Origin of the sequence: Asticcacaulis taihuensis (assembly GCF_900100255.1) — a bacterium.
Taxonomy (GTDB): Bacteria; Pseudomonadota; Alphaproteobacteria; order Caulobacterales; family Caulobacteraceae; genus Asticcacaulis; species Asticcacaulis taihuensis.
This window is the reverse complement of record NZ_FMTS01000001.1, coordinates 620,573-644,291: the sequence shown is the minus strand read 5'-3', so window position 1 is coordinate 644,291 and position 23,719 is coordinate 620,573. Positions and strand designations below refer to the sequence as shown.

The following is a 23,719-nucleotide window of genomic DNA, read 5'->3' as shown; positions in this document are numbered from 1 at the left end:
TAACAGAAAGTCTTTCACATGGTGCCCGGTATCGGGGGCGGTGAGCTCATTCTTATTGCTGTCGTGGCGCTGGTTGTCGTCGGTCCGAAAGACCTGCCGAAACTGCTGCGCCAGCTTGGCCGTTTTGTCGGCAAGATGCGGCGGATGGCGGATGAGTTCCGTACCTCATTCGAGGACATGGCGCGTCAAAGCGAACTTGACGACCTGCGCAAGGAGGTCGATGCGCTCAGAGCGGGCAAGCTGGGGCTTGAGGATGTCGGCCACCAGATGAAGGCGCTCGAAAGCGACATCAGTTCCAGCCTGACGGCGCCGACGCCGGAATATAAGCCCGCCAGCCATGCGCCGGAGGCGGCGGTTGAGCCGGTGAATCCGCAACTAGACGGATTGCCGCCCGCGGAAAAGCCGGAAACGCCAGCCAAGCCCAAGCGTGTCCGCAAGCCCAAAGCCGCTGCGGAGCCCGAACCCACCGTCACGCCCGTCAAGCGCACCCGCACGAAGAAGAGCGCCGTATGAGCAGTGAAAATATAAACCTGCCGGCTGAGGTGGAAGACAAATCCAAGCGCAATATCATTACCGCCGACCAGGACGAACTGGATATCGAGGCGTCGCGCGCGCCGCTGATGGATCACCTGATCGAACTGCGCCAGCGCATCATCATCATGGTCGTGGCGTTTCTGGTCTGCGTGATTGCCTGCTATGCCTTCCACAACACCATCCTGTCTCTGCTGACCCATCCGCTGGCCGTCGCCTCGGCGCTCTATGAAGAACAGAAGCTGCATGGTCACGGTGGGCCGTTTGACCTGATTTCCGTGCTTCTGGGCCTGAAAGCCATCGGCAATGTCAAGGAAATCCCGCTGATCGCCACGGCGCCGATGGAGGTCTTCTTCACCAATCTGCGCCTGGCCATGTTTGGCGGCGTCATTGTCAGCTTTCCGGTCCTGGCATTTCAGGTCTATCGCTTCGTCGCGCCCGGCCTTTATCGCCGCGAACGCATGGCCTTCCTGCCGTTCCTGGTGGCTGCGCCCGTGCTGTTCATCCTCGGCATGGCCATGGTCTATTTCCTCATGCTGCCGATGGTGCTGTGGTTCTCGCTGAACCAGCAGGTTACCGGCGCCGGCGGCGTGGTCGTTCAGTTCATGCCGAAGGTCTCGGAATATCTGCAACTGATCGAAACCCTGATGATCGCCTTCGGTCTCTGTTTCCAGTTGCCGGTGGTGCTGACCCTGCTGGGCCTGACCGGGCTGGTGACCTCTAAAATGCTGGGAAGCTTGCGCCGCTATGCCATCCTGGCCATTGTGGTGGTTGCCGCGGTGGTGACCCCGCCCGATCCGATCTCCCAATGTATGCTGGCCATCCCGATCGTGCTGCTCTACGAAATCTCGATCCTGTGCGTGAAGGTCATCGAGTTAAGAAAAGGCAAGGGGCATAATGCCCCTTGACCCGCAACTCGGCAGAGTGCGAGGCAGCGTCTCTGGGCTTGCCTGAGGCACAAACCATTGTATAGACACACATGCTCACTTCTCCTCCCTTGCGAGCCTCTTGGCGAAGCGGGGGAGGTGTCAGCGCGAGGCCCGAAGGGCCGGTGTCGCTGACGGAGGGGGCGTTCACTTATGCTCAGCCAAGGCTCATAACATGCACGATATCAAGGCGATCCGCGAAAATCCTCAGAGCTTTGTTGATGGGTGGTCGAAGCGTAACTATGATAAGCCATCAGAAGTCGTCGAAAAGCTGCTGGCGCTGGATGCCGACTTGCGCGCCGCCCAGACCGCTTTCCAGGCCGCCCAAAGCCGCCGCAATGAGGCTTCAAAGCAGATCGGCATGGCCAAGGCCCATAAGGATGAGGCAAAGGCACAAGCCCTGATGGCCGAGGTGGCCGAACTGAAGACCAACATCGAGACGACGCAGGAAACCGAACGCCTCAAGGGTGAGGAACTGCGCAACCTGCTGGCATCGCTACCAAATATCCCGTTCGAGGATGTGCCGGAAGGCGCTGACGAACATGGCAATGTTGAGGTGCGCAAGGTTGGTGCGCCGAATATCCTGAGCTTCCCGGCCAAGGATCACGCCGATCTCGGTGAAGCCCTGAAAGGGCCAACTGGCCCACTTATGGACTTTGAAGCGGCGGCAAAGATGTCCGGTTCGCGCTTTGTCGTCCTAAAGGGGCAACTGGCGCGTCTGGAGCGCGCCATCGGCCAGTTTATGCTCGATGTTCAAACGACTGAGCACGGTTATACCGAAGTGAATCCGCCGGTTCTGGTGCGCGAACATGCCTTGTTTGGCACGGGACAATTACCGAAATTTGAAGAAGATTTGTTTGGAACGGCTTCAAACGACTATGGCATGGAAGGCTTTTCGGCTTACGGGGATTTTAAATCCTCTGAAGAGTTCGTCGAGGCAATTATTGCGGCCATGCCAAAGCCGAAGAAAGATTATTACCTCATCCCGACCGCTGAAGTCACCCTGACCAACCTCGTCCGTGAAGTCATCACCGCTGAGGAAGAATTGCCGCTGCGCCTGACCGCCCTGACCAACTGCTTCCGCGCCGAGGCCGGTTCGGCGGGCCGCGACACCAAGGGCATGATCCGCCAGCACCAGTTCCAGAAGGTCGAGTTGGTCTCGATCACCACGCCGGAGCAATCCGCCGCCGAACACGAGCGCATGACCAACTGCGCCGAAACCATCCTGAAAATGCTCGATTTGTCGTTCCGCACCATGCTGCTCTGCACCGGTGATATGGGCTTTGGCGCGAAGAAGACCTATGACCTCGAAGTGTGGCTGCCGTCGCAGAACACCTACCGCGAAATCTCCTCCTGTTCGAACTGCGGGGATTTCCAGGCGCGCCGTATGGATGCCCGCACCCGCAAGGCCGGCGAAAAGGGCACGCGCTTTGTCCATACGCTGAATGGCTCTGGTCTGGCGGTCGGCCGCACCTTGGTGGCTATCATGGAAAACTATCAGGACGAGGGCGGCCGCATCGCCATTCCGGCTGTCCTCCAGCCCTATATGGGCGGCTTGACGCATATCGGGTAGATAGGCAGAAGCCCCCTCCGTCGCGGCGTAGTCCGCGACGGAGGGGGCAAAACCCTTCAAAAAAAGCCGTCGTACCGCTTGCCCCGGCCTCTGAAATCGCCGTACAAACGCCCCATGCGTATCCTGCTCACCAATGATGATGGTATCGATGCCTTCGGGCTGAAGGTGCTTTACGATATCGCCTCGGCGCTCAGCGATGATGTCTGGGTGTGCGCGCCGGTGCTGGAGCAGTCCGGCAAGGGCAGGGGCGTTTCCCTGCACGATCCGGTGCGGGTTCGTCGCCTGGGCGAGCGCCGCTTCGCCGCCGGCGGCACGCCGACCGATTGCGTGCAGATCGCCGTCAGCGACCTGATGGACTCTCCCCCTGATCTGGTGCTTTCCGGCGTCAATCGCGGCTTCAATCTGGCGCAGGACGTCACCCTTTCCGGCACGGTTGCTGGGGCCTTGCAGGGCATGTCGCTCGGCATTCCCTCGATCGCTTTGTCCCAGTGCCTCGATTTCGACCTCGATATCGAAGCCCAGTGGCAGGCGGCGCAAGTCTATGGCGCGCCAGTGGTCAGTAACCTGATCGGGCAGGGCTGGCCGGCCGATGTCATCATGAACATCAACTTCCCGGATTGCGCCGCGGATGATGTCACCGGCGTCGAGGTCACCCGCCAGGGCATCCGTAACCTCCATGAGATGCACGCCGTCCGCCGCACCGATCCGCGTGGTCGGGACTATTACTGGATCGATTTTCATAATTACGAGCAATCATTGATTGACGGCACCGATCTCAAGGCCATCGCCGAAAAGCGCATTTCGGTCACGCCCCTGCATCTTGACCTGACGCACAACGAGACCCTGCACCGCCTGAAAAAGACGCTCGGCGGCGTGGCGCCTAAAAAGGTGGAGCCAATAATGGGGAGCGCACAATGAGCGAGGAACCCACCCGCCTGGAGCGCCTGCTCAATACCCTGAAGGATCAGGGCATTACGGATAAAAAAGTCCTGCACGCCATGGAATATACGCCGCGCGACCTGTTCGTGCCGGAACTGTTCCTCGATCGCTCGTGGGAAGACAGCGCCATTCCGATCAACTGTGGACAGACGATTTCCCAGCCCTATATCGTGGCCCTGATGACCCAGGCGCTGAAGATTGAGGGGCGCCATCGCGTGCTCGAAATCGGCACCGGCAGCGGTTACCAGACCGCCGTGCTCAGCCGCCTGGCACGCTACGTCTATACCATCGAACGCTATCGCTCCCTGATGGTCGAGGCGGAAATCCGTCACAAGCGCCTGATGCTGGAAAATATCATCTATCGTTTCGGCGACGGCTGGGAAGGCTGGCCGGAACAGGCGCCGTTCGACCGTATCCTCGTCACCGCCGCCCTGCCGGAAGAACCGACCCTGCTGCTGTCGCAACTGAAGCCGAAGGGCATTATGGTTGGGCCGCAGGGGCGGGGCTCGACCCAACGCCTGCTGCGCTACACCAAGACGGTGGATGGCTACGAGACCGAGGATCTCGGTGAGGTGCGCTTTGTACCGCTGATCGCCGGCGTGGCCAGAGAAAGCTAGCGCTTTGCCTTTCGCCCTCCCCATTCATGGGGAGGGGGGACCGCGTAGCGGTGGGCGGGCAATAATAGGCATTGGGGTTCGTGATTTTACCCCTCCGCCTCGACGCGCTTCGCCTGATGGCTGCGCTTGCTCGCCACCTCCCCTCCAAGAGGGGAGGATTAAGAGAGAAAAGGATTCAATCTTACGTCATCAGGCTCTAGAAGCGCAGGCCCAAGGCCCGGCGCGTGGATTCAAAACCGACCAGCGAAAAGCCGGCGACCGTCGTAATAATGATGAGCGGCCAGATGGATTGGCTGACGGCTGTGAGGGCCGGCGTCAGGTACGGCATGATCAGGAACAGGAGCGCGGTGATGGCGGCCGTGCCGAGCACCAGCCAGGCCAGGTTGCGGTAGAGGCGGCGCTGTTCGACGCGCTTCATGACGGCGATGACAAAGCTGAGATCGCGCGCCGGCGGGGCGGGTGCTTCGTCAGCCATCAACATTGCTTTTAAAGGATCATTTGTCATCCGGTACACCCAGAAGGGCATTGAGTTTGGCCCTTCCCTTGAGAATATGCGACTTAATCGTGCCGAGCGGAAGCCCCAAAATCTCGGCAGCCTCGGCATGGCTGTAATCGGCGGCAACGCAGAGCGATATGGCGGCGCGCTGGTCGAGCGGCAGGCTGGCCAGCGCCGCCTGCACGCTCAGCTTGGCATCAATGGTTGACGGGCGCGACTGCTCCTGCAGGCCGAACCACTCGGTATCGCGGGCGCCGGAGCGGTTGAGACGTCGACGATCATTCAGCGCCTTGCGATAGGCAATACCGCAGACAAAGGTGCGGAAGGACACATCATCGCGCAGTTTATGCAGGATGGCCCAGGCGGTAACAAAGGCTTCCTGCGCCAGATCGTCGGCGTCGTCCGGTTGGGCGCACAGGCGACGCACGAAGGCGCGCACCGCCTGTTGATGGTCTGCCACCAGCCGTGAGAAGGCATCGCTTGAGCCTTCCCTGGCCCGCCGGATCAGCGGGTCTTCCATACTTATTCTTTCGGCAGGGATGAGCCGGTGAGCGCCCGTATAATGGAGATGAGCAGCAGGATGGCGGAACCCATGCCGAAACCAAGCGCCAAAGCAATGAAGACCGACCCGCCTTCGCCATAATAGCCGAAATATCCGAAGGCGACGGCCAGCGAGCCGAAAACCGCGATCTGTGTCCAGTGGCTGCGGCGGCGGCCGCGGCAGTTATAGACGCGGTCCTCATCGGAGCGCAGGGCTTCCAGCAGGGCGGCCGGTGGTTCCTTGCCCTGGTCGGCGTAGGTCTTGATGAGCTTGAGGGTTTCGCTGCGATGACGGAAATGGCCCAGCATGGCGACAAGGCCCATGCCCATGCCGAAAAGCGGAAAGATCAGCCACCAGTAGCTGTTGAAAAGGTCTGTTGCGGTCATGGGTTCGTTTCCCTTGTAATCAGCGCTTCAGCAGCGCCAGCAGTTCGGCGGGTGGTTCCTTGCCCTGATCGGTATAGCTGCGGATCAGCGACAGGATACGGCGGCTTTCATCGTCTCTCAGGACCGCGCGCATCACGCTGAATATGGCGAAGGACAGCGGAAACAGCAGCCACCAGTAGTGATTGAAAAGGGTTACGAACATCTTTGTGCCTCCCGATAGGAACGTCATCTGAGACTTGATGTCCGCCACAGGCCCGACTGGATGCGGGCGCGGAAAATATTTTTGAAAAAGAAGGGGAGTGGAGGCCTGTCCCCGAATTGAACGGGGCTGCACGGAGTTGCAATCCGTGGCGTAAACTCTCCGCCAACAGGCCAGGATCGAGGTTAAACGCGGCGGCTTTGAATTGCAAAGCGATACACCCTACCGGGGCAATTTAACCAAGTTGTACGGCAGGCCATTCACATTGATTTGTTAAGGGATTTTTCAAAAATGGGTTAACCAATCGTTAGCCATAAGTTTGCATAGAGTAGGTTTGGCCAAAATCTATTTCTTCGTCGACCCTGGAGCCCGTCATGATCCTGAAAAACCTGAATTCAGAAGGGCGTCTGCGCCGCGCAGTGGTCAGCCTGTCCCTGGTCGTTCTGGCTGGCCTGGTCTTGCAGGGGTGTACGAGCGCCGGGATGCCGCAGCCGAAATATCCGATCTATATGCAGGACCGGCCGGCCGAGCCGACCGCGACGATCCCGACGGCGCCGGTGGAAGAAACGCCACCAGCTGTGACAACGCCGTCACCCTCCGGCAGCGTGCAGGCGAGCGAACTGGCGCCTCTGACACCGCCTCCGCCACCGCCGCCCCCACCGCCTGTGGAAATGACCAAGCCGGCGACGCCCGCCACCGTGGCGGCAAGCCAGCCTTCGGGCGCCGCCTATATCTATGTGATGCAGCCGAAGGACACCCTGTTCGGCATTTCGCGCCGTTTCGCCGTGCCGATAAAGAGCCTGTATGCGCTGAACGGCCTGACGGTCGATTCCGCCCTGCGCGTCGGTCAGAAAATCCTGTTGCCGGCCTCCGCAGTCGATAAGGGCGTGGAAGACCATGCCAATGGCCCGACCATAACCAAGGTCAAGACCGTTCTGGCGGCGGCTGCGCCGGCCAAGCCGGTCGTGACGACACCGCCGCCGGCGAAACCCGTGGTTTCAGAACCCGCCAAAACGACGACTACCACGACCACGACAACGGTCGTGACCAAGCCCACTGTGGCGGCCCCGACCATGGCGGCCACCAAACCCGTGGTGGCCAAACCGGTGCCGCCGGTCGCCGGGTTCCCGGCCAATGCGCAGATTGCCCAGATGGGCAAGGGCAAGTTTATCTGGCCAGTGAAGGGCCATGTGCTGGTGCCCTTCGGTCAACTGGCGCCGAATATCCGCAATGACGGCATCAATATCGGCGCCAGTTCAGGCACCGAAGTGAAGGCGGCGGCGGATGGCGTGGTGGTCTATGAAGGCGACCAGGTCAAGGAACTGGGCAACACCATCTATATCAAGCACGATAATGGCTGGTACACCGGCTATTCCCACCTCCAGACCATGAAGGTGAAGAATAACGAACGGGTCAGCAAGGGGCAGGTGATTGGCACGGTCGGCCAGACCGGCACCATCGACAAGCCGCAACTGCACTTCGAAATCCGCTATACGCCTTCGACCGATATCGCCCGTCCGATCGACCCGGCGCTGGTATTGCCGTAAGCGCCGCTTCCAAAGGCAGAGTTTCAAAGCTTTTCCGCACTCAGAGGCGTCGTGGCAAATATGTCATTGACCTTTTTCGGGTTGTGCCTATGTATGGCGAACCCATTTTTGCCCCGCTTGTAGCGCGCGTGTAAAAAATCAATATTAGGAGACGTTCGTGTTCGCAACACCCGCCTTTGCCCAGGCTGCCGGCGCCGCCGCCACCCCTGGCGGTGACCTGATCACCATGCTGCCGATGATGCTCATCCTCTTCGGAGCGATGTACTTCTTCATGATCCGCCCGCAAAGCCAGCAGGCCAAGAAGCACAAGGCCATGCTTGCCGCCCTGAAGCGCAATGACACGGTCGTCATGTCTTCCGGCATGATCGGCAAGGTGACGCGCATTGAGGATGCCGAGGTCATGGTTGAAATCGCCACCGGCGTGAATGTGCGCGTGGTCAAGGCGATGATCACTGAGGTCCGCGTCAAGGGCGAACCGGCCCCCGCCAACGACGCCAAGAACTAAGCCGTTACAGTTTAAAGACCGAGCATCCCGATCATGATCAATCTATCACGCTGGAAGGTAGGGCTGGTAATAGCCGCCACCCTTCTGGGCATTCTGTTTTCCTTGCCCAATTTTCTCCCGGCCAGTGTGCGGGATCAGGTGAAGGGCTTCATGCCGACCCAGATCCTTAATCTGGGGCTCGATCTGCAGGGCGGCTCCTACCTGCTGATGGAAGTCGATACGGACGATCTGGTGAAGACCAAGATCAGCAGCGTCACCGAAGAGGTGAGGGCGCGCCTGAATGAAAAGTCGATCGCCTTTACGAACCTGGTGGCCTCGGGCACGACGGTCAGCGTCCGCATCACCGATCCGGCGGCGCTGAATGACGCCTATTCGACCCTCATTCGCCTGGCCACACCGCTGCCGAACAACGCCTCCGTCAAGGATATCAATGTCCAGCGCGGCAATGACCAGACCATTGCCCTGACCCTGACCCAGGAAGGCATTCGCTCGACCTCGGCCGGCGCGGTGGAAACCTCTATCGAAGTCATCCGCAAGCGGATCGACAGCCTCGGCACCAAGGAACCTTCGATCAGCCGCCAGGGCATCAACCGTATCGTCATCGAAGCGCCGGGCGAAAGCGATCCTGAGCAGTTGAAGCGCGTTATCGGACGCACCGCCAAGCTGACCTTCCAGATGGTTGATGAAACCGTAAGCCCGGCCGACCTGGCCGCCGGCCGTATCCCGCCGGGGTCTGAGGCCCTGCCTGAGGACCAGACCGGTCGTCCGCTTGTCGTGCGCAAGGCTATTCTGGTTACCGGCGGCAGCCTGACGCGCGCCAATGTTGGCGTTGATCAGTATCAGCGCCCGGCCATCGATTTCGCCTTCAATGGCGAGGGTGCCAAGGCTTTTGGCGACGCCACCTCACGCAATATCGGCAAGCGTTTCGCCATCATTCTCGACGGCCATATCGTTTCCGCACCGACTATCCAGGGCGCCATCACAGGCGGCACCGGCCAGATTACCGGTGGTTTCAGCCATGAGGAAGCCTCGGAAATCGTCAATATCCTCAAAAGCGGCGCCCTGCCGGCCAAGCTGAACTTCGAGAGCCAGCGCACCGTCGGCGCCGAACTGGGCGCGGATGCCGTTCATGCCGGCATGGTCTCGACCATCATCGCCTTCATTACCATCGTCGTCTTCATGTTCCTGGCCTATGGTTTCGTCTTCGGTGGCGTCTCCATCGCCGCCCTGCTGGTCAATCTGGTGCTGATCATCGCCTCGATGACGGTCTTCCAGGCTACCCTGACCCTGCCAGGCGTCGCCGGCCTGATCCTATCGCTCGCGGTGGCGGTTGACGCCAACGTGCTGATCTATGAGCGCATCCGTGACGAAGAGCGCAGCGGCCACAAGCCGATCGCCGCGCTCGATGTTGGCTTCTCGCGCGCCCTGGTGTCGATCCTCGACGCCAACATCACCTCGCTGATCTCGGCCCTGATCATGTTCGTCTTCGGCGCCGGTCCGGTGCGTGGCTTCGCCTGGACGCTGATGATCGGTGTCTTCACCTCCGTCTTCTCGGCCATCCTGGTCAGCCAGGTCCTGCTCGGCTGGTGGTATCGCGCCACCAAGCCGAAAAAGCTCCCGATTTAAGGTATCCGCGTCATGCATTGGCCACTTATCAAAAACCTGCCGACCGAGTTCCACTTCCGCTTCACGAAGTATGCGCCGGTCGCCGCCATCATCTCCGGTCTCGCCATCATTGCGACGGTCGTCGTCCTGTTCACCCAGGGGCTTAACCTCGGCACTGATTTCGCCGGCGGCAACGTGCTGGAAGTCGAGACGCCGGCCGCCGCCAATCTGGGCGACCTGCGGGCGCGCATGACCACTTTCGGCGCGGAAGATGCCTCCGTCCAGGCGTTCGGCAGCCCCCGTGACGTCATCATCAAGTTCAAGCTGAGCGAGCAGCAGCAGAATAATGACGGCGTCGAGGCGGTGAAATCCAAGCTCGCCGCCGCCGTGCCGGGTATCACCTTCAAGCGCACCGAAGTGGTCGGCCCCAAGGTGTCGTCCGAACTGCTGCGTTCCGGCTTCCTGGCCCTGGGTGCCGCCCTCCTGCTGATGCTGGTCTATATCTGGATCCGCTTCCCTTCCGGCCTGCAATTCGGTTCTGGCGCTGTCATCGCCGTGCTGCACGACGTGGCCCTGACGGTCGGTATGATGGCCTTTCTGCAAATCGAATTCACCATGACTTCGATCGCGGCTCTGCTGACTGTCATCGGCTATTCGATGAACGAAAAGGTCATTACCTTCGACCGGCTGCGTGAAAACCTGCGCAAGTTCAAAAAGACCCCGCTGGCCGATATTATCAACCTCTCTGAAAACGAGCGTCTGTCACGGACCATCATCACTGGCTCTACCGCCGTGCTTGCCCTGGCTGGTATGTTGTTCCTCGGCGGTCCGGCCCTGTTCCCGCTGGTTTTCGCCATGGTCTTCGGCATCCTGATCGGCACCTATTCATCGATCTATGTCGCCCTGCCGATCATCCTGATCTGGGGCGTGAACCGCAATGATCCGGACGCGGAAGTCGTCGATCTTGGCGGCTTTAAGGACGGCAAAAAGCCACCACGGCAAATGCCTTAAACGGCTGACGGCCTCCGGATCGGAGGCCGTTTTGCTTTACGAGCCAAGTTCGCCTATGCTGCGAATCCATTCACTCATGAGCAGGGGCGCGTCATGGCTGGTTTCTTAAGTAATCTTCGCAATGTAATGATCGTCAGCCTGTTGTTGGCCATTGTGGTCATGGTCGGCTTCGGCATTCATTCGCCGGGCGGGTTCGATGTGATTTTCCTGACGGCAAGCTTGCGCTGGGCGCATGTGCTGAGCGGCGTCTTGTGGATCGGCCTGCTTTACTATTTCAACTTTGTGCAGATCCGCGTCATGCCGGATATACCGGCTGACCTGAAACCGGCTGTGAGCAAGTATATCGCGCCGGAAGCCCTGTTCTGGTTCCGTTATGCCGCCCTGTTCACCGTGGTGTTCGGCCTGGCGCTCGCCTGGCTGCGCGGCTATATCGTTCAGGCCATGAGCTTTGGTTTCGCTAGCCTGGGGCCGGCGGGTTATGCGTTAGGTTTCGACAAGGCAAATGCGCAATTCATTTTCATCGGTGTCGGCATGTGGCTGGGCCTGATCATGTTCTTCAATGTCTGGCATATGATCTGGCCCGCGCAGAAGATCGCGCTGGGCATCCGCGAAGGCTTTACGCCGGAGCAGAAGGCTGCTGCTGCGAAAAAGGCCATGATCTTCAGCCGCATCAATACGCTGCTGTCCCTGCCCATGCTGGCGAGCATGGCCATGTACCAGACCATTTTCGGCTGAGTAAATGACGTCCTCTGAATTGCTGCCGAAATCCGAGGACGTTCGTCTCGCCTGTGCCTTTATCCCGGATGCTGAAAAGCGCGTTGAGGTTTTGAGTCTGTTCGCCTTTCTCGAAACCCTGCGCGACATCCCGGAGCGAACGACTGACCCGTTAATGGGCGAAATCCGTCTGCGCTGGTGGTATGAGGCGATCGATGAAATCGCCGAGGGCCGGCCGGTCCGCTATCACCCACTGACCGAAGCCCTCAAGACCATGGTTGAGCATTACGGCCTGCCGACCGAAACCTTTCACGACCTGATCGAAGGCCAGATGCCTCTTCTCGACAAAGGACCGCTGACCATCAAGGAGGCGCTGGGTGTGGTCGATCGCGGCGAGGGTAACCTTCTGCGCCTGTCCGCGCAGGTGCTGGGAGAAACCGCCGACCTCACCGATATCGCGCGGCTCTACGGCCTGGCGCAGATCAAGGCAACGCGGGACTTAAGCGATGCCGGCGATATGGAACTGGCGCATCTGAAGCGAGAGGCGGTCAAAGCCGCCAAAGGTCTTCCAACCGCGCTAATGCCTCTGGCTCTGCCGGCATCTCTGGCGACCGGCTATTGGCATGGGCAAATGCCGGGGCCGCTTTCCAAACGGGTGCGCTTGTTATGGTCGTATGTCACGGGAACAATTTAAAACCACGAATAGACACGAATAATTCGTGAGCATTGGCTTCGCCGAACTTCGTTTCGTGTTCATTCGTGGTTTCCAAACAAAAACGCTAATCTGTCTTCTTCTTGCCCCAGGGCAGGTTTTTCAGCACATCATCCAGCGGCTTTTCGGTCACGACCACCGGTGGCGGCACGGCAATACTGACCGGCTTTTCCGGATAGGCGCGCCAACCGGACTGGATCAGTTCGTTGAAGCCCTGGCATTTCGGCATGACCCGCACGGCACCGGTGCGCGGCTTGGGGAAGGGCGGAAGCTGTTTCACATCCTGGTGCGACGGATCGGTGAACTGCCAGTCCCCGGCCAGCCCGTAGCCCGCCTGGCCGCCGATATGGACGGCGTTATAGGCTATGCGCGCCTGGTATTCCGGCACGCCGTACTTGATCATGGCGCGGTAGAAGATGCCATCGGCGACATCGCGCTTGCCGGGCTCACCGATGGTATAGAGCCAGTCATGGATGATGGCGGCGCGGGCAGTGGGCCCCTGCGGATCGATCACGCTCTGGCCATACCACGGCACGGAGGCGAAGTCGGTGACATACCATTTGGGCACCACGATCACCATGCCGGTGCCGGGGTCGCAATAGGGGAACTCGGCATTGAGCGTGAAGAGTTTGCGGCCCTGCTTGGTCTGGTTGAACAGCATGATCGGCAGCGGCGTCAGCGAACTGGGCATGACCGGCGCCACGACCGGCACATAGACGGTTTCCGTCGTCTTTTCGGTGGCGCAACCGGCAGCGATCAGCAGGGCAGCGCCACACGCGAACTTCGACAAGACCTTCAACAAACGCACAATAATGACCTGAATTGATTTCCCCAAGATTTCCGGCAATTAGCTGGAAATTCAGGCGATATTTAGCCAGTCCTGCAAATCCTGCAAGGCGCGCAGGGACATCAGGCGTTTTTTGGCGCGGCCACGTTCCTTCAAGGGGATTTTTTGGCCATTCTCATCAACCTTTGGCGCTTCCAGTTGGGGCAGCAGGCCATAGTTGATGTTCATAGGCTGGAAAGAGCCGCCCTCGAGGTGACCGATAGTGATATGGTTGAGCAGGGCGCCTAGCGCCGTCGTCTCCGGCGGTGCAGGCAAGGTTTTGCCCAGAGCCTGCGCAGCGGCGAAACGGCCGGCCAGCAAGCCGATGGCGGCGCTTTCTACATAGCCTTCCACGCCCGTGATCTGGCCGGCAAAACGGGCGGCCGGATGCGACTTCAGGCGCAGTTCGCGGTCGAGAATCTTCGGTGACTGAATAAAGGTATTGCGATGCAGACCGCCCAGCCGCGCGAACTGGGCATTTTCCAGGCCGGGGATCATACGGAAGACATCGGCTTGCGCGCCATGCTTCAGCTTGGTCTGGAAGCCGACCATATTGTACAATGTTCCCAAGGCGTTATCCTGCCTCAGTTGAATAATTGCATGAGCCTTGACGGTCGGGTTATGCGGATTGGTAAGCCCCACGGGCTTCATCGGGCCATAGCGCAGGGTCTCGCGGCCACGCTCCGCCATCACCTCGATCGGCAGGCACCCATCGAAATAGGGCACATGCTCCCAGTCTTTGAATTCGGCCTTCGGGCCTGCCAGAAGGGCATCGATAAAGGCTTCGTACTGATCCTTGTCCATCGGGCAGTTGATATAGGCCGCCGCGTCGCCGCCGGGGCCTTCCTTGTCGTAGCGTGACTGCTTCCACGCCTTCGACATGTCGATGGACTCGTAATGGATGATCGGCGCGATGGCGTCGAAAAAGCTCAATTGCCCTTCGCCGGAAACATCCAGCACATATTGCGACAGGGATTCTGAGGTGAGGGGGCCGGTGGCGACCACAATGTTTTCCCAGTCCTTATCGGCAAGCGTGGTGACTTCCTCGCGCACAATCGTCACCAGCGGGTGATTGCTGAGCGCTTCGGTGACAGCCGCGCTGAAATTATCGCGGTCCATGGCCAGCGCCCCGCCGGCCGGCACCTGATGCTTATCGGCGCTGGCGAGAATCAGCGAACCGGCGCGGCGCATTTCCTCGTGCAGCAGGCCCACGGCATTGAACTGCCAGTCGTCAGACCTAAACGAGTTGGAGCAGACCAGTTCGGCCAGGCCATCGGTCTGGTGGGCATTGGTGGTGATCGACTCACCGTTGCGCTTACCGCCGCGCATTTCATGCAGGATGACCGGGACACCGGCAGAAACGAGTTGCCAGCAGGCTTCGGAACCGGCGAGACCGCCACCGATAACGTGAACAGGAGAGGGAAGAGTTGTCATGGTGTGGCGCTATAGCAAGGGCGAACGGGAAATGCGACGGTATTAACGAAATAAGCTTTTAAAGCGAATGGATTTGTTTCTAAATCACGAATGGCCTGAAATGAGGCGGAAGGCCATGGCGGGGGTAAGATGCGTGCGGATTTTTCAGTGATGAAGGCCCTGAAGGCGGCTGTGGTGTTCGTGCCGCAGGCGTGGGCGGGCGCGTGGCTGGTTCTGATCCTGATGTTTGCGGCACTGGCCGGCGGGCCCTGGCTTCTGGTCGGACAGCAATTGCCACTGAATTTCGCGCCGCTCCTTCTGATTTTCTGCATATTGCTGCTGAAGCTTGTTTCGCACGGGGCGCTCTATCGTATCGCGTTGTTCGGCAAGGACGCCGTGGCAGAGGGGTTGGGCTTTGGCGGTTTGCAGATCGCGCGTCCGGAACTGCGTCTTCTGCTGGCTTCGCTGATCGCTGGCGCCTTTGTGATGCTGATTGCCGGGGCGATTTTCCTGGTATTCGCCATCTCACTCAGTCTGTCGGGACTGGCTTCGGGCTATGAAAGTTCATTGGCGGCGGTCTGCGCCATCTGGCGGCGTCATTCAGGCGTCGACTATGTGTTCATTGTCTATATCCTTGCGGCCATCCTCTTTCTGATTTTCGTGGCGCTGAAATTCGTCCTTATGCCCGCCGCCAATATCGGCGGTCGCAAACTGGTGGCGCTCAATGCCCTGGGGTTGAGCAGCGGCAATGTCGGCCGGCTGTTCATTGGATTGATGGTGATCGTCCTGCCTTTTGCCCTTGTCTGCGGGCTGGCCGTCCGTCAGTTTGGCCATGGCAACGCTTTTATGTGGCTGCATAGTGCCTTGCTTGTCTTGACTATTTTCGGACTTTTCCCGCTCATTGTCGGATTTTTGGCCTCCGCCTATAGGCAGATCATGGCGATCAGGTCTAAATAGGCTGTTCGCAAACGTGCGGACGGCTGAGACCTGTGCATGAACCTGACGTTCGATTTTGCCTTCGAGGGCTTTCGTATCATCCGCGAACGGCCGAAGCTGATCGCCTTCTGGGGCGCGATTACCCTGTTCGGTTATGGCGTCATGAGCCTGATCATGGTCCATATGGCGGGGCCGGCCGTGGCGCAGGCGTTTGCGATGTTCCAGTCCGGCAAGCTTGATCCCGCAACGCTTAATTCGCTCAATCAGCAAATCGCGCCAGCGGTCCTTTTGTGTGCGCCTGTCTATATCCTGATGTCGTCGGTGCTGGTCTGTGCCGTCTGCCGGGTCGTGTTTGGCGAAACGGATGATCGCCTGGGTTTTCTGGCCTTTGGCTGGCAGGAGATTCGCATCATGGCGGTGCGTGCGGTGTCGCTTATCATCCTGTTCGGTGTTCTGGCAGGTATTTCCGCGCTGACGGGCCTGTTGGGCCTGCTGATCAGCGGCGGAAATACACAGGTGGCGGCGGGCATTCAAACCCTGGGCCTTATCGCCGCCATCGGTATTGCCCTGTGGCTGGGTATTCGACTGTCGTTAAACGGCGTTCAGAGTTTTGACCTGAAACGATTTGATTTATTTGGTAGTTTTGCCATGACACGGGATCGATTCTGGTCGCTTTTCACCGGCTATGCCACGGCCTTTGCCCTGGCCCAGGTGGTGGCCTTCCTGTGTGATAAGATCATTGAAGCCATTCAGGTGCTGACGCTCGGCCTGAATGTGACCGGCGAAATCCGGATGCCGGATATGACGAGTGTTGACAGTTTCCTGACTCCGGCCTCGGTGATTGCCACGGTCCTGACCTTCGCCTTCGTCATGCCGCTTGGTATCAGTATCGAACTGGCGGCGCCGGCGGCAGCCTATCGCACCCTGCGCGGCAAGATCAAGCCGCGTGAAATCGAGGAAAAGGCTGCCGGTTAATTCGTTCCGGCCATGCGAAAGAAATCACGCTCATGACGCGCCTGTAGAGGGCGGGCATTGGGGCCAATAAGACGCTGGAAGGCATCGGCCTGCTCGGCGCTGATGGTGAGCGGCATGGTATAGACCATCCAAGTGACTTCTTCCGTGCAGGGCGGCGTGGTCAGGGAGCCGGAATAGACATAGAAGTCCTCGGTGCCCGGCATCAGATCCTGGGCATTGATCAGCAAATCGGCGAGGGGCACGGGCTGGCCCGGATCGGAGGGCAGGTAGGTCCACAGCGACCCCAGCATCGGATCGGCCACGCCGATATCATAGAGCACCGACACGATCAGCGTGTGCCCCTTGTCATCGACATGAACGAACTGGCTTTCCAGGGTCGAGTGGTGGCCATTGATGGCGTGCTCGCTGGGGCTGTGGAACTCGATCGACTTCAGGGCGTATTTGGCGCCGTCGATTTCGAGATCGCCGCCATTGGCCGGCACCACGCGCACTGTCTTGCCGGTATTCTGGATGGTGGCACTCACCGAATTATAGTTCAGGCCGATGTGCGAAAACTGCATCTTCGGCTGGCCAGTGATGTCAACCGGTGATTGGCGCTGGCCGTCGCCGCAGATTGCCGAGGCGCCGCCAAGCTGGGCCCAGTGTTCCGGCCCGGTGTCGCCATCATAGGTCCATTTGGACACCGGCGGGCCAACATGTCCTTCGGTCGCGTGTTCAGCTTCCGGTGCGTGGGCTTCCTTCTTGCCGGAACAGGCGACCAAAGACAGGGCCAGCAGGCTGACCATAAAAACGGCGGAGGCGCGACTCGGACTTTTCATGCCCGCACTGTGCCGAAAAAGGGTTAACGGAGATTAAGCGTCTCACTTTTCAGGCGAACTATTCCGCCGGTTCGAGGTGACGCTTCCGGTGCCTGGCCAGCATGTCCTTGAGGTACTTCCCGGTCCAGCTCTTGTCATTGGCCGCTACCTGTTCGGGGGTGCCGAAGGCCACGATTTCGCCGCCGCCATCGCCGCCTTCGGGACCGAAATCGAGCAGCCAGTCCGCCGTCTTTATAACATCGAGATTGTGCTCGATGACCACGACCGTATTGCCGTTGTCGGTCAGTTCATGCAGCACTTCCAGCAGCTTGCGCGTATCCTCGAAGTGCAGGCCGGTGGTCGGCTCATCAAGAATATAGAGCGTCTTGCCGGTGGCGCGCTTGGACAGTTCCTTGCTGAGCTTGACGCGCTGCGCCTCGCCGCCGGAGAGGGTAGTAGCCTGTTGGCCGATCTTGATATAGCCCAGGCCCACCCGTTCCAGGGTTTTCAGCTTGTCGCGGATCGACGGCACGGCCTTGAACAGGTCGGCGCCTTCCTCCACGGTCATGTCGAGCACATCGGCGATCGAATGGCCGCGGAAGACGATATCCAGGGTCTCGCGGTTGTAGCGCTTGCCCTTGCAGACATCGCAGGTGACGTAGACATCCGGCAGGAAGTGCATCTCGATCTTGATAACGCCGTCGCCCTGACAGGCTTCGCAGCGACCGCCCTTGACGTTGAATGAGAAACGGCCGGGGCCATAGCCGCGCGCCTTCGATTCCGGCAGGCCGGCATACCAGTCACGAATGGGGCCAAACGCCCCGGTATAGGTGGCCGGATTGGAGCGCGGTGTGCGACCGATCGGCGATTGGTCGATCTCGACGATCTTGTCGAAATGCTCAAGCCCCTCGATCTTGTCGTGCGCCGCCGGATGGGCCGAAGCATTGTTGAGGCGCCGGGCGGCGGCCTTGTACAACGTCTCCAGGGTGAAGGTCGACTTGCCGCCACCGGACACGCCGGTGATGCAGGTCATCACGCCGACCGGGATTTCGCCGGTGACGTTCTTGAGGTTGTTACCGCGGGCGCCGATCACCTTCAGCATCTTCTTCTTGTTGACCGGCCGGCGCTGGTCGTTGTGGCCTTCGCCGTAGAAGAGCGGAATCTCTTTCTTGCCGGTCAGGTACTGGCCGGTTAGGGATTTTGGATTGGCCTTGATATCGGCCGGTTTGCCTTGAGCAATGATCTCACCGCCATGCACGCCGGCGGCCGGTCCCATGTCGATGACATAGTCGGCCTGCAGGATGGCATCCTCATCGTGCTCGACCACAAGCACGGAATTGCCAAGATCGCGCAGCCCTTTCAGGCTGACCAGCAGTCGGTCATTGTCGCGCTGATGCAGGCCAATGGAAGGCTCGTCGAGCACGTAGAGGACGCCGGTCAGGCCGGAACCGATCTGCGAGGCCAGGCGGATGCGCTGTGATTCCCCGCCGGAGAGGGTGCCGGAATTGCGCGACAGGTTGAGATAATCCAGACCCACATCATTCAGAAAGCGCAGTCGGTCCTTGATTTCCTTGAGGATTCGCCGGGCGATTTCCATCTGCTTTTCGGTCAGCTTGCCTTCTATGGCATTGAACCACGCGTGTGCGTTCTTGATCGACAGCCCGGAAATTTCGGCGATGTCTTTGGCATCAATCTTGACGGCCAGGGCTTCCGGCTTCAGGCGTTTGCCGCCACAGGCCTCGCACGGCGTTTCCGATTGATAGCGCGCCAGGTCTTCGCGCACCCACGAGGAATCGGTCTCGCGCCACCGGCGATCCATATTGGGAATGACGCCCTCGAAAACCTTGGTGACATCATAGCGCCGGCTGCCATCCTCATAAACAAACTTGATCTTCTGGCCGCCGGACCCATGCAGGATGACATTCTGGACGTCATCGCCGAGCTTTTCCCACGGCGTATCCATCTTGAAGCCGTAGTGAACACTCAGGGCCTGGAGGGTCTGGGCATAGAGCGGCGAGGGCCCTTTCGACCACGGCGCGATGGCGCCGCCAGTCAGCGACAGCTTCGGATCGGCGACAATCATCTCCTTGTCGAAGGCCAGCTTGACGCCCAGGCCATCGCAGGTCGGGCAGGCACCGTAGGGATTATTGAACGAGAACAGGCGCGGTTCGATTTCGGTAATCGTAAAACCGGAGACCGGGCAGGCGAACTTCTCAGAGAAGATGATGCGCTTCGGCTCGGTCTCGCCGTCTTCAATGTCGGCATGTTCGGCAATGGCCAGGCCATCGGCCAGCCTGAGCGCGGTTTCCAGCGAATCGGCCAGGCGCGCCATGATGCCGGATTTGACCACCACACGGTCGATCACCACGTCGATGTCATGCTTGAATTTCTTGTCGAGTTTCGGTGCCTCTTCAATGGGATAGTACTCACCGTTAATCTTCAGCCTCTGGAAGCCCTGGCGCTGGAGATCGGCGATTTCCTTTTTATACTCGCCTTTACGGCCACGCACGAAGGGGGCCAGCAGCAGCAGGCGCGTGCCTTCCGGCAGGGCCATGATCTTGTCGACCATCTGTGAAATGGTCTGGCTCTCGATCGGCAGGCCCGTGGCGGGTGAATAGGGAATGCCGACGCGCGCCCACAACAGGCGCATATAGTCGTGGATTTCGGTGACGGTGCCGACGGTCGAACGCGGGTTTTTCGAGGTTGTCTTCTGTTCGATGGAAATAGCGGGGGAAAGTCCCTCGATCAGGTCGACATCGGGCTTGGACATCAACTCCAGGAACTGGCGAGCATAGGCCGACAGCGATTCGACGTAACGGCGCTGACCTTCGGCATAGATGGTGTCGAAGGCCAGGGACGATTTGCCCGAGCCTGAAAGGCCGGTCAGAACCACCAGTTCGCCGCGTGGGATATCGACATCCACGCCCTTGAGATTATGCTCCCTGGCGCCGCGAACCCTGATGAAATCCTGATCGGAAGGCTTGGCCATACGCGCATATCCTCAAAAAATGGAACAGGGGAGTATATAGAGGCTTTGCCGCGATTTGCCAGAGGGTTGCTGGAACAATTTGGCAACATTAATATTTCGGCGTGGCATTACCTATCGGATTTTGACGCTATGGGATCAGGCTGACGATATCTGTCAGCAGGGTCTTTTTGACACCTGACTACAAACAGGACAAAGTACGGCCTGAATCTATCGTCAGGGTTGGGACGAAGAGGATCAAACCCTATGCAGGCTGGCATCATACGGATGAGGGACCGCGTCGGTGACAGCATGGAGCTGTGGCTGGCGGGGGTTACGGCGCGTACCAGCCGCCGCTCGCGGCTGGCGGGAGCCATTGTTTTGGCCCTTATCCTGCATGGCCTTCTGTTCTGGATGCTGGTGGCGACCCATCCGGAAATCTGGAATCTCGACAGCCAGTTCGTCGAAGAGCCCTTTCTGCCTGCCGAAATCTGGGACGTGCCGCCGCCGAAACCAGAACCGGAGGTAAAGCCGGAGCCTGTGCCGGTCATCGTGCCGCGCGAGGTTCAGCGGCCCGATACGCCCCAGCCGGTCGATGAAGCGCCGCGCCAGATGGAGCAGGCGCCGCCGGCTGTCGTACCGCAACCTGTGGTCCAGCCGCAGCCGGTCAAGCCGATTACCGTCACTATACCCAAGGAAAAGCCGCTGGATATCACCGCGCCGGCCACGGTGGCCGATGCACCGCCAAGTCCCTCCATGAGTGCCCGCGCCAAAAAGAAGGCGCAGGAAGAACTGGATGCCAAGGCCCAGGAAACGGTGGGCCAGGTCAGCGACCTGAACCTGCATGAGACGCCGGATATCAATATTCCGGCCCTGCAGAAGGTCGCGCCTTCGGGGCTGGCGCCGGCGGATAGTAGTGGTGGCCGGTTGGGCGCCATGCAGCCGCCCGCCGGACTGCCGAGCGGCGTAGGGGCGTTGAAAGGTGGGCGCGGACAGGTAACGCAGGCCCTGCAAAATCACGACTGGTGCGTTTCGACCCAAAAGGCGGGCAAGCCATTACCGGCGGATTGCCAGATGACCGACCTGGCCAGCCAGAAGAACCTCGGGCCTAAACCCGATGCCGGTTTGCAGGCGGCCGTGGCGAAAAAGGACCAGACCCTGCGTTACAAGACCTCAGCCGGTAATGACGCCTACTGGAACCGCGTCACCCATGTGCCGACGGCCGCCGACCAGCGCGATCAGGCGCCGCAACCGGGCGCCTATTCCAGCGCAAAGGATCAGCGCAATATGGGCAATGGTGGCGGCACGGCGGACCCCAAAAAGTAATCAGGCTTTCTTGCCGAAATTCAGCGATTGCGGGCCGGTGTCGATCGTGCGGCCTCTGGCGCCATAGGGCGAGGTCTGCTTGCGGCGGCTGTTGAGATCATCGGCCACCGCGCTGATGATGCCTTCGGTGATGGTCTTGGCCGCGTTCACCGCCAGTTCGTACTGATGCAGACGGTCCTGGAACAGTTCCGTGGCTTCGCGCAGGGCCTTTTTGTCGGCCGGATTCAGCCCCTCCAGCAGGCTGGGATCGGTCTTGATGCGCATGGATTCGTGGCGATACAGGTTCGACAGGTTGCGCGTTTCTTCAATACCTTCCAGAATATCCTGCGGGCGGCGGGCCTGGAGGCTGGCGGTTTCCGAGACCAGACGCTCGCCCAGACGGGTGGTCAGGGCGATCAGTTGCCGGGCGCGTTCGGTGGCGTTGGCGGCGGCGAGGGCCATCAGGCGGCTCCCTTTTCCTGGAGTTTGAGCAACTGGCTTTGCATCATGTCGGAAATGCCGATGCCGCCGCGCTGGGCCATTTCCTTCGCCATGGCGCCGACATAGAAGGAGCGCATCGTTTCTTCGGCGTGACCGCCACCGAAAGGCCCATCGGTGGATAATCCTTCAAACATGGGCGACAGCAGATTGGTCAGGCACATGGTCTCGAAATCGAGGCCGAGCTTGGCGTTACTTTTGCCTGTCTTGCCGGTCAGGGCCGCCGTCGCCTGAGTCTGCTGGGCGGTCGCGGCCTGTGCCTGGGCGGATTGAAGGGTGAGCAGGGCGGCGCTATCCATTACATGACCTCCCAATTACATCACTTCAATGTCGGCTTGCAGCGCGCCGGCGGCCTTGATCGATTGCAGGATGGCGATCATGTCGCGCGGCGTTACGCCCAGGGCATTGAGGCCGGCCACCAGGTCCGAAAGTGACGATCCGCCGCCCAACTGGATCAGTTGTTTGCCTTTTTCTTCATCCACCGAAACATTGCTGGAGGGCACAACCGTCGTCTGGCCCTGCGAGAAGGGCAGGGGCTGGCTGACGCCCGGCTGTTCATCGACGCGGATCGTCAGATTGCCCTGGGCGATGGCGACGCGCGAGATACGGACGTTTTCACCCATCACGATGACGCCATTGACCTCATCGATCACCACCTTGGCTGGGGTGTCGACATCGACATTCATCGGCTCAACCAGGGTCATGAAATCCATCATGGTCATGCCGGCGGGGGGCTTGATGGCGACAATGGAGGGGTTTTCGGCAATAGCAGTGCCCGGATACTGGCGGGTGATGGCGTCGGCAATGCGTCGCGCGGTGGCGAAATCCGGATTGTGCAGGGTCAGGCGCAGGAAGGGCATGGAATTGAAATTGAACGCCGTTTCGCGCTCGATCGTGCCGCCGGAAGCGATGCGGCCGGCGGTCGGCACGCCCTTGGTGACCGAGGAACCCGAGGCGCCGCCGGCTGAGACCGAACCGGTCTGGACCGTGCCTTGCGCCACCGCATAGGCTTCACCATCGGCGCCGAGCAGGGGCGTGACCAGCAGGGTGCCACCGAGCAGGCTCTTGGCGTCGCCCATGGCCGAGACGGTGACATCGATGCGCGAGCCCGAAGCTCCGAAAGGCGTCAGTTCGCCGGTGACCATGACGGCGGCGGCGTTCTTGGTGTTCAGGTTGGCGTCACGGACATTGACGCCCATGCGCTCCATCATCGATTCGAGGCTCTGCTTGAGCATGGGCGAGTTACGGACCGTATCGCCAGTGCCGCTCAGGCCCACGACGATGCCGTAGCCGATCAACTGGTTGGTGCGCACGCCTTCGACATCGACAATGTCCTTGATGCGTGAGCCGGCCATGGCGGGGCTGTAGAGCATCATCCCGGCAAGAGCGGTGGCGCAGAAGGCGATTTTCAGTTTCGACAGCATGAATTTACCCGTTAACCATAATTAGTAGTCGGATTGCGAAATCCGTGCCACGAATCGATGGGAATTTTCGTTATTACAATCAATGGCTTGGCGTGACGACTTTTGAAGGTGTGCGTCAACGGGAAATTTGTGCCGGGGCGTTAAGGCTTCGCTTACCCTGAGCCGGCAATAATGACCGTGTCGTACACTGGCAAAAGCCGGTTTTTGCCCCTATGCTTTGTCATCCGGGCAAAACAGAAGAAACTACACGGCGTCTTAATATATAGTGTGTGGGTTCG

25 protein-coding genes are annotated in these 23,719 nt (G+C 59.8%); 14 read left to right on the top strand and 11 right to left on the bottom strand.

The window, feature by feature from the left end; genetic code table 11:
- Window positions 1-18: 18 nt before the first annotated feature.
- From tatB to BLO49_RS02995, 5 genes are all read left to right on the top strand, one after another.
- Window positions 19-513: a Sec-independent protein translocase protein TatB gene (gene tatB / locus BLO49_RS03015; RefSeq protein ID WP_090644002.1), complete on the top strand. Its 495-nt coding sequence runs from the start codon at window positions 19-21 to the stop codon at window positions 511-513.
- The gene (gene tatC / locus BLO49_RS03010) at window positions 510-1,439 is read left to right on the top strand and encodes a twin-arginine translocase subunit TatC (protein WP_090643999.1); all 930 of its coding nucleotides are present in this window, start codon (window positions 510-512) and stop codon (window positions 1,437-1,439) included. Before tatB ends, tatC begins: the two co-directional genes overlap by 4 nt.
- A gap of 193 nt (window positions 1,440-1,632) precedes the next feature.
- Entirely contained in the window at window positions 1,633-3,030 is a 1,398-nt protein-coding gene (gene serS, locus BLO49_RS03005) for a serine--tRNA ligase (RefSeq protein WP_090643997.1), read from the top strand.
- Between the two features lie 114 nt (window positions 3,031-3,144).
- A complete protein-coding gene (surE, locus tag BLO49_RS03000; RefSeq protein WP_090643994.1) occupies window positions 3,145-3,948 on the top strand; it encodes a 5'/3'-nucleotidase SurE in 804 nt (267 codons plus the stop codon).
- Window positions 3,945-4,586 carry a protein-L-isoaspartate(D-aspartate) O-methyltransferase gene (locus BLO49_RS02995; RefSeq protein ID WP_090643992.1) on the top strand — a complete coding sequence of 214 codons (642 nt, stop codon included), beginning with the start codon at window positions 3,945-3,947 and terminating at the stop codon, window positions 4,584-4,586. Before surE ends, BLO49_RS02995 begins: the two co-directional genes overlap by 4 nt.
- A gap of 196 nt (window positions 4,587-4,782) precedes the next feature.
- Here the strand turns inward: BLO49_RS02995 and BLO49_RS02990 are convergent, their stop codons facing one another.
- The 4 genes from BLO49_RS02990 to BLO49_RS02975 are packed head-to-tail and all read right to left on the bottom strand — an operon-like array spanning window position 4,783 to window position 6,211.
- Entirely contained in the window at window positions 4,783-5,061 is a 279-nt protein-coding gene (locus BLO49_RS02990) for a hypothetical protein (protein WP_139159608.1), read from the bottom strand.
- 19 nt (window positions 5,062-5,080) lie between these two features.
- Window positions 5,081-5,602, bottom strand: coding sequence for an RNA polymerase sigma factor (locus tag BLO49_RS02985; protein WP_090643986.1), 522 nt, complete (start codon window positions 5,600-5,602; stop codon window positions 5,081-5,083).
- Between the two features lie 2 nt (window positions 5,603-5,604).
- Complete coding sequence (locus BLO49_RS02980; RefSeq protein ID WP_090643984.1) at window positions 5,605-6,009, bottom strand: hypothetical protein; 405 nt, start codon at window positions 6,007-6,009, stop codon at window positions 5,605-5,607.
- 19 nt (window positions 6,010-6,028) lie between these two features.
- Window positions 6,029-6,211 carry a hypothetical protein gene (locus BLO49_RS02975; protein ID WP_245678834.1) on the bottom strand — a complete coding sequence of 61 codons (183 nt, stop codon included), beginning with the start codon at window positions 6,209-6,211 and terminating at the stop codon, window positions 6,029-6,031.
- Window positions 6,212-6,582: 371 nt separating this feature from the next.
- Here BLO49_RS02975 and BLO49_RS02970 point away from each other — a divergent pair, with 371 nt between their 5' ends.
- The 6 genes from BLO49_RS02970 (at window position 6,583) to BLO49_RS02950 (ending at window position 12,284) form a co-directional block, all read left to right on the top strand.
- Entirely contained in the window at window positions 6,583-7,755 is a 1,173-nt protein-coding gene (locus BLO49_RS02970) for a peptidoglycan DD-metalloendopeptidase family protein (RefSeq protein ID WP_090643979.1), read from the top strand.
- Window positions 7,756-7,912: 157 nt separating this feature from the next.
- Window positions 7,913-8,260: a preprotein translocase subunit YajC gene (gene yajC, locus BLO49_RS02965; RefSeq protein WP_090643976.1), complete on the top strand. Its 348-nt coding sequence runs from the start codon at window positions 7,913-7,915 to the stop codon at window positions 8,258-8,260.
- A 33-nt stretch (window positions 8,261-8,293) separates the two neighbouring features.
- Window positions 8,294-9,886 carry a protein translocase subunit SecD gene (gene secD, locus BLO49_RS18340; RefSeq protein ID WP_170828179.1) on the top strand — a complete coding sequence of 531 codons (1,593 nt, stop codon included), beginning with the start codon at window positions 8,294-8,296 and terminating at the stop codon, window positions 9,884-9,886.
- A 12-nt stretch (window positions 9,887-9,898) separates the two neighbouring features.
- Window positions 9,899-10,876 carry a protein translocase subunit SecF gene (secF, locus tag BLO49_RS18335; protein WP_170828178.1) on the top strand — a complete coding sequence of 326 codons (978 nt, stop codon included), beginning with the start codon at window positions 9,899-9,901 and terminating at the stop codon, window positions 10,874-10,876.
- Between the two features lie 93 nt (window positions 10,877-10,969).
- Window positions 10,970-11,611 carry a hypothetical protein gene (locus BLO49_RS02955; RefSeq protein ID WP_090643973.1) on the top strand — a complete coding sequence of 214 codons (642 nt, stop codon included), beginning with the start codon at window positions 10,970-10,972 and terminating at the stop codon, window positions 11,609-11,611.
- A 4-nt stretch (window positions 11,612-11,615) separates the two neighbouring features.
- The gene (locus BLO49_RS02950) at window positions 11,616-12,284 is read left to right on the top strand and encodes a squalene/phytoene synthase family protein (RefSeq protein ID WP_090643971.1); all 669 of its coding nucleotides are present in this window, start codon (window positions 11,616-11,618) and stop codon (window positions 12,282-12,284) included.
- Window positions 12,285-12,369: 85 nt separating this feature from the next.
- On the opposite strand, the gene BLO49_RS02945 is transcribed toward BLO49_RS02950, so the two are convergent.
- Complete coding sequence (locus BLO49_RS02945) at window positions 12,370-13,110, bottom strand: DUF1353 domain-containing protein (RefSeq protein ID WP_342670326.1); 741 nt, start codon at window positions 13,108-13,110, stop codon at window positions 12,370-12,372.
- 51 nt (window positions 13,111-13,161) lie between these two features.
- Window positions 13,162-14,562, bottom strand: a complete 1,401-nt coding sequence (gene trmFO / locus BLO49_RS02940; protein WP_090643968.1) for a methylenetetrahydrofolate--tRNA-(uracil(54)-C(5))-methyltransferase (FADH(2)-oxidizing) TrmFO — start codon at window positions 14,560-14,562, stop codon at window positions 13,162-13,164.
- Window positions 14,563-14,691: 129 nt separating this feature from the next.
- Between trmFO and BLO49_RS02935 the strand changes: the two genes are divergently transcribed.
- Together BLO49_RS02935 and BLO49_RS02930 are read left to right on the top strand one after the other, a co-directional pair.
- The gene (locus BLO49_RS02935) at window positions 14,692-15,498 is read left to right on the top strand and encodes a hypothetical protein (RefSeq protein WP_090643966.1); all 807 of its coding nucleotides are present in this window, start codon (window positions 14,692-14,694) and stop codon (window positions 15,496-15,498) included.
- 36 nt (window positions 15,499-15,534) lie between these two features.
- A complete protein-coding gene (locus BLO49_RS02930; RefSeq protein WP_090643963.1) occupies window positions 15,535-16,452 on the top strand; it encodes a hypothetical protein in 918 nt (305 codons plus the stop codon).
- Here BLO49_RS02930 and BLO49_RS02925 read toward each other — a convergent pair.
- The gene (locus BLO49_RS02925; RefSeq protein ID WP_090643960.1) at window positions 16,449-17,270 is read right to left on the bottom strand and encodes a carbonic anhydrase; all 822 of its coding nucleotides are present in this window, start codon (window positions 17,268-17,270) and stop codon (window positions 16,449-16,451) included. The genes BLO49_RS02930 and BLO49_RS02925 overlap by 4 nt on opposite strands.
- Before the next feature lie 58 nt (window positions 17,271-17,328).
- The gene (gene uvrA / locus BLO49_RS02920) at window positions 17,329-20,238 is read right to left on the bottom strand and encodes an excinuclease ABC subunit UvrA (protein ID WP_090643958.1); all 2,910 of its coding nucleotides are present in this window, start codon (window positions 20,236-20,238) and stop codon (window positions 17,329-17,331) included.
- Between the two features lie 243 nt (window positions 20,239-20,481).
- Here uvrA and BLO49_RS02915 point away from each other — a divergent pair, with 243 nt between their 5' ends.
- Window positions 20,482-21,540, top strand: a complete 1,059-nt coding sequence (locus BLO49_RS02915) for a hypothetical protein (RefSeq protein ID WP_090643955.1) — start codon at window positions 20,482-20,484, stop codon at window positions 21,538-21,540.
- On the opposite strand, the gene BLO49_RS02910 is transcribed toward BLO49_RS02915, so the two are convergent.
- Genes BLO49_RS02910 through BLO49_RS02900 form a run of 3 tightly spaced genes read right to left on the bottom strand, consistent with a single transcriptional unit; the run spans window position 21,541 to window position 23,393 of the window.
- On the bottom strand, window positions 21,541-21,981 hold the full coding sequence (locus BLO49_RS02910; RefSeq protein ID WP_090643952.1) for a flagellar basal-body protein FlbY: 441 nt from the start codon (window positions 21,979-21,981) through the stop codon (window positions 21,541-21,543). It abuts the gene before it with no gap.
- Window positions 21,981-22,316, bottom strand: coding sequence for a rod-binding protein (locus BLO49_RS02905; RefSeq protein ID WP_090643950.1), 336 nt, complete (start codon window positions 22,314-22,316; stop codon window positions 21,981-21,983). Before BLO49_RS02905 ends, BLO49_RS02910 begins: the two co-directional genes overlap by 1 nt.
- Before the next feature lie 15 nt (window positions 22,317-22,331).
- A complete protein-coding gene (locus BLO49_RS02900; RefSeq protein ID WP_415500092.1) occupies window positions 22,332-23,393 on the bottom strand; it encodes a flagellar basal body P-ring protein FlgI in 1,062 nt (353 codons plus the stop codon).
- Window positions 23,394-23,719 lie beyond the last annotated feature (326 nt).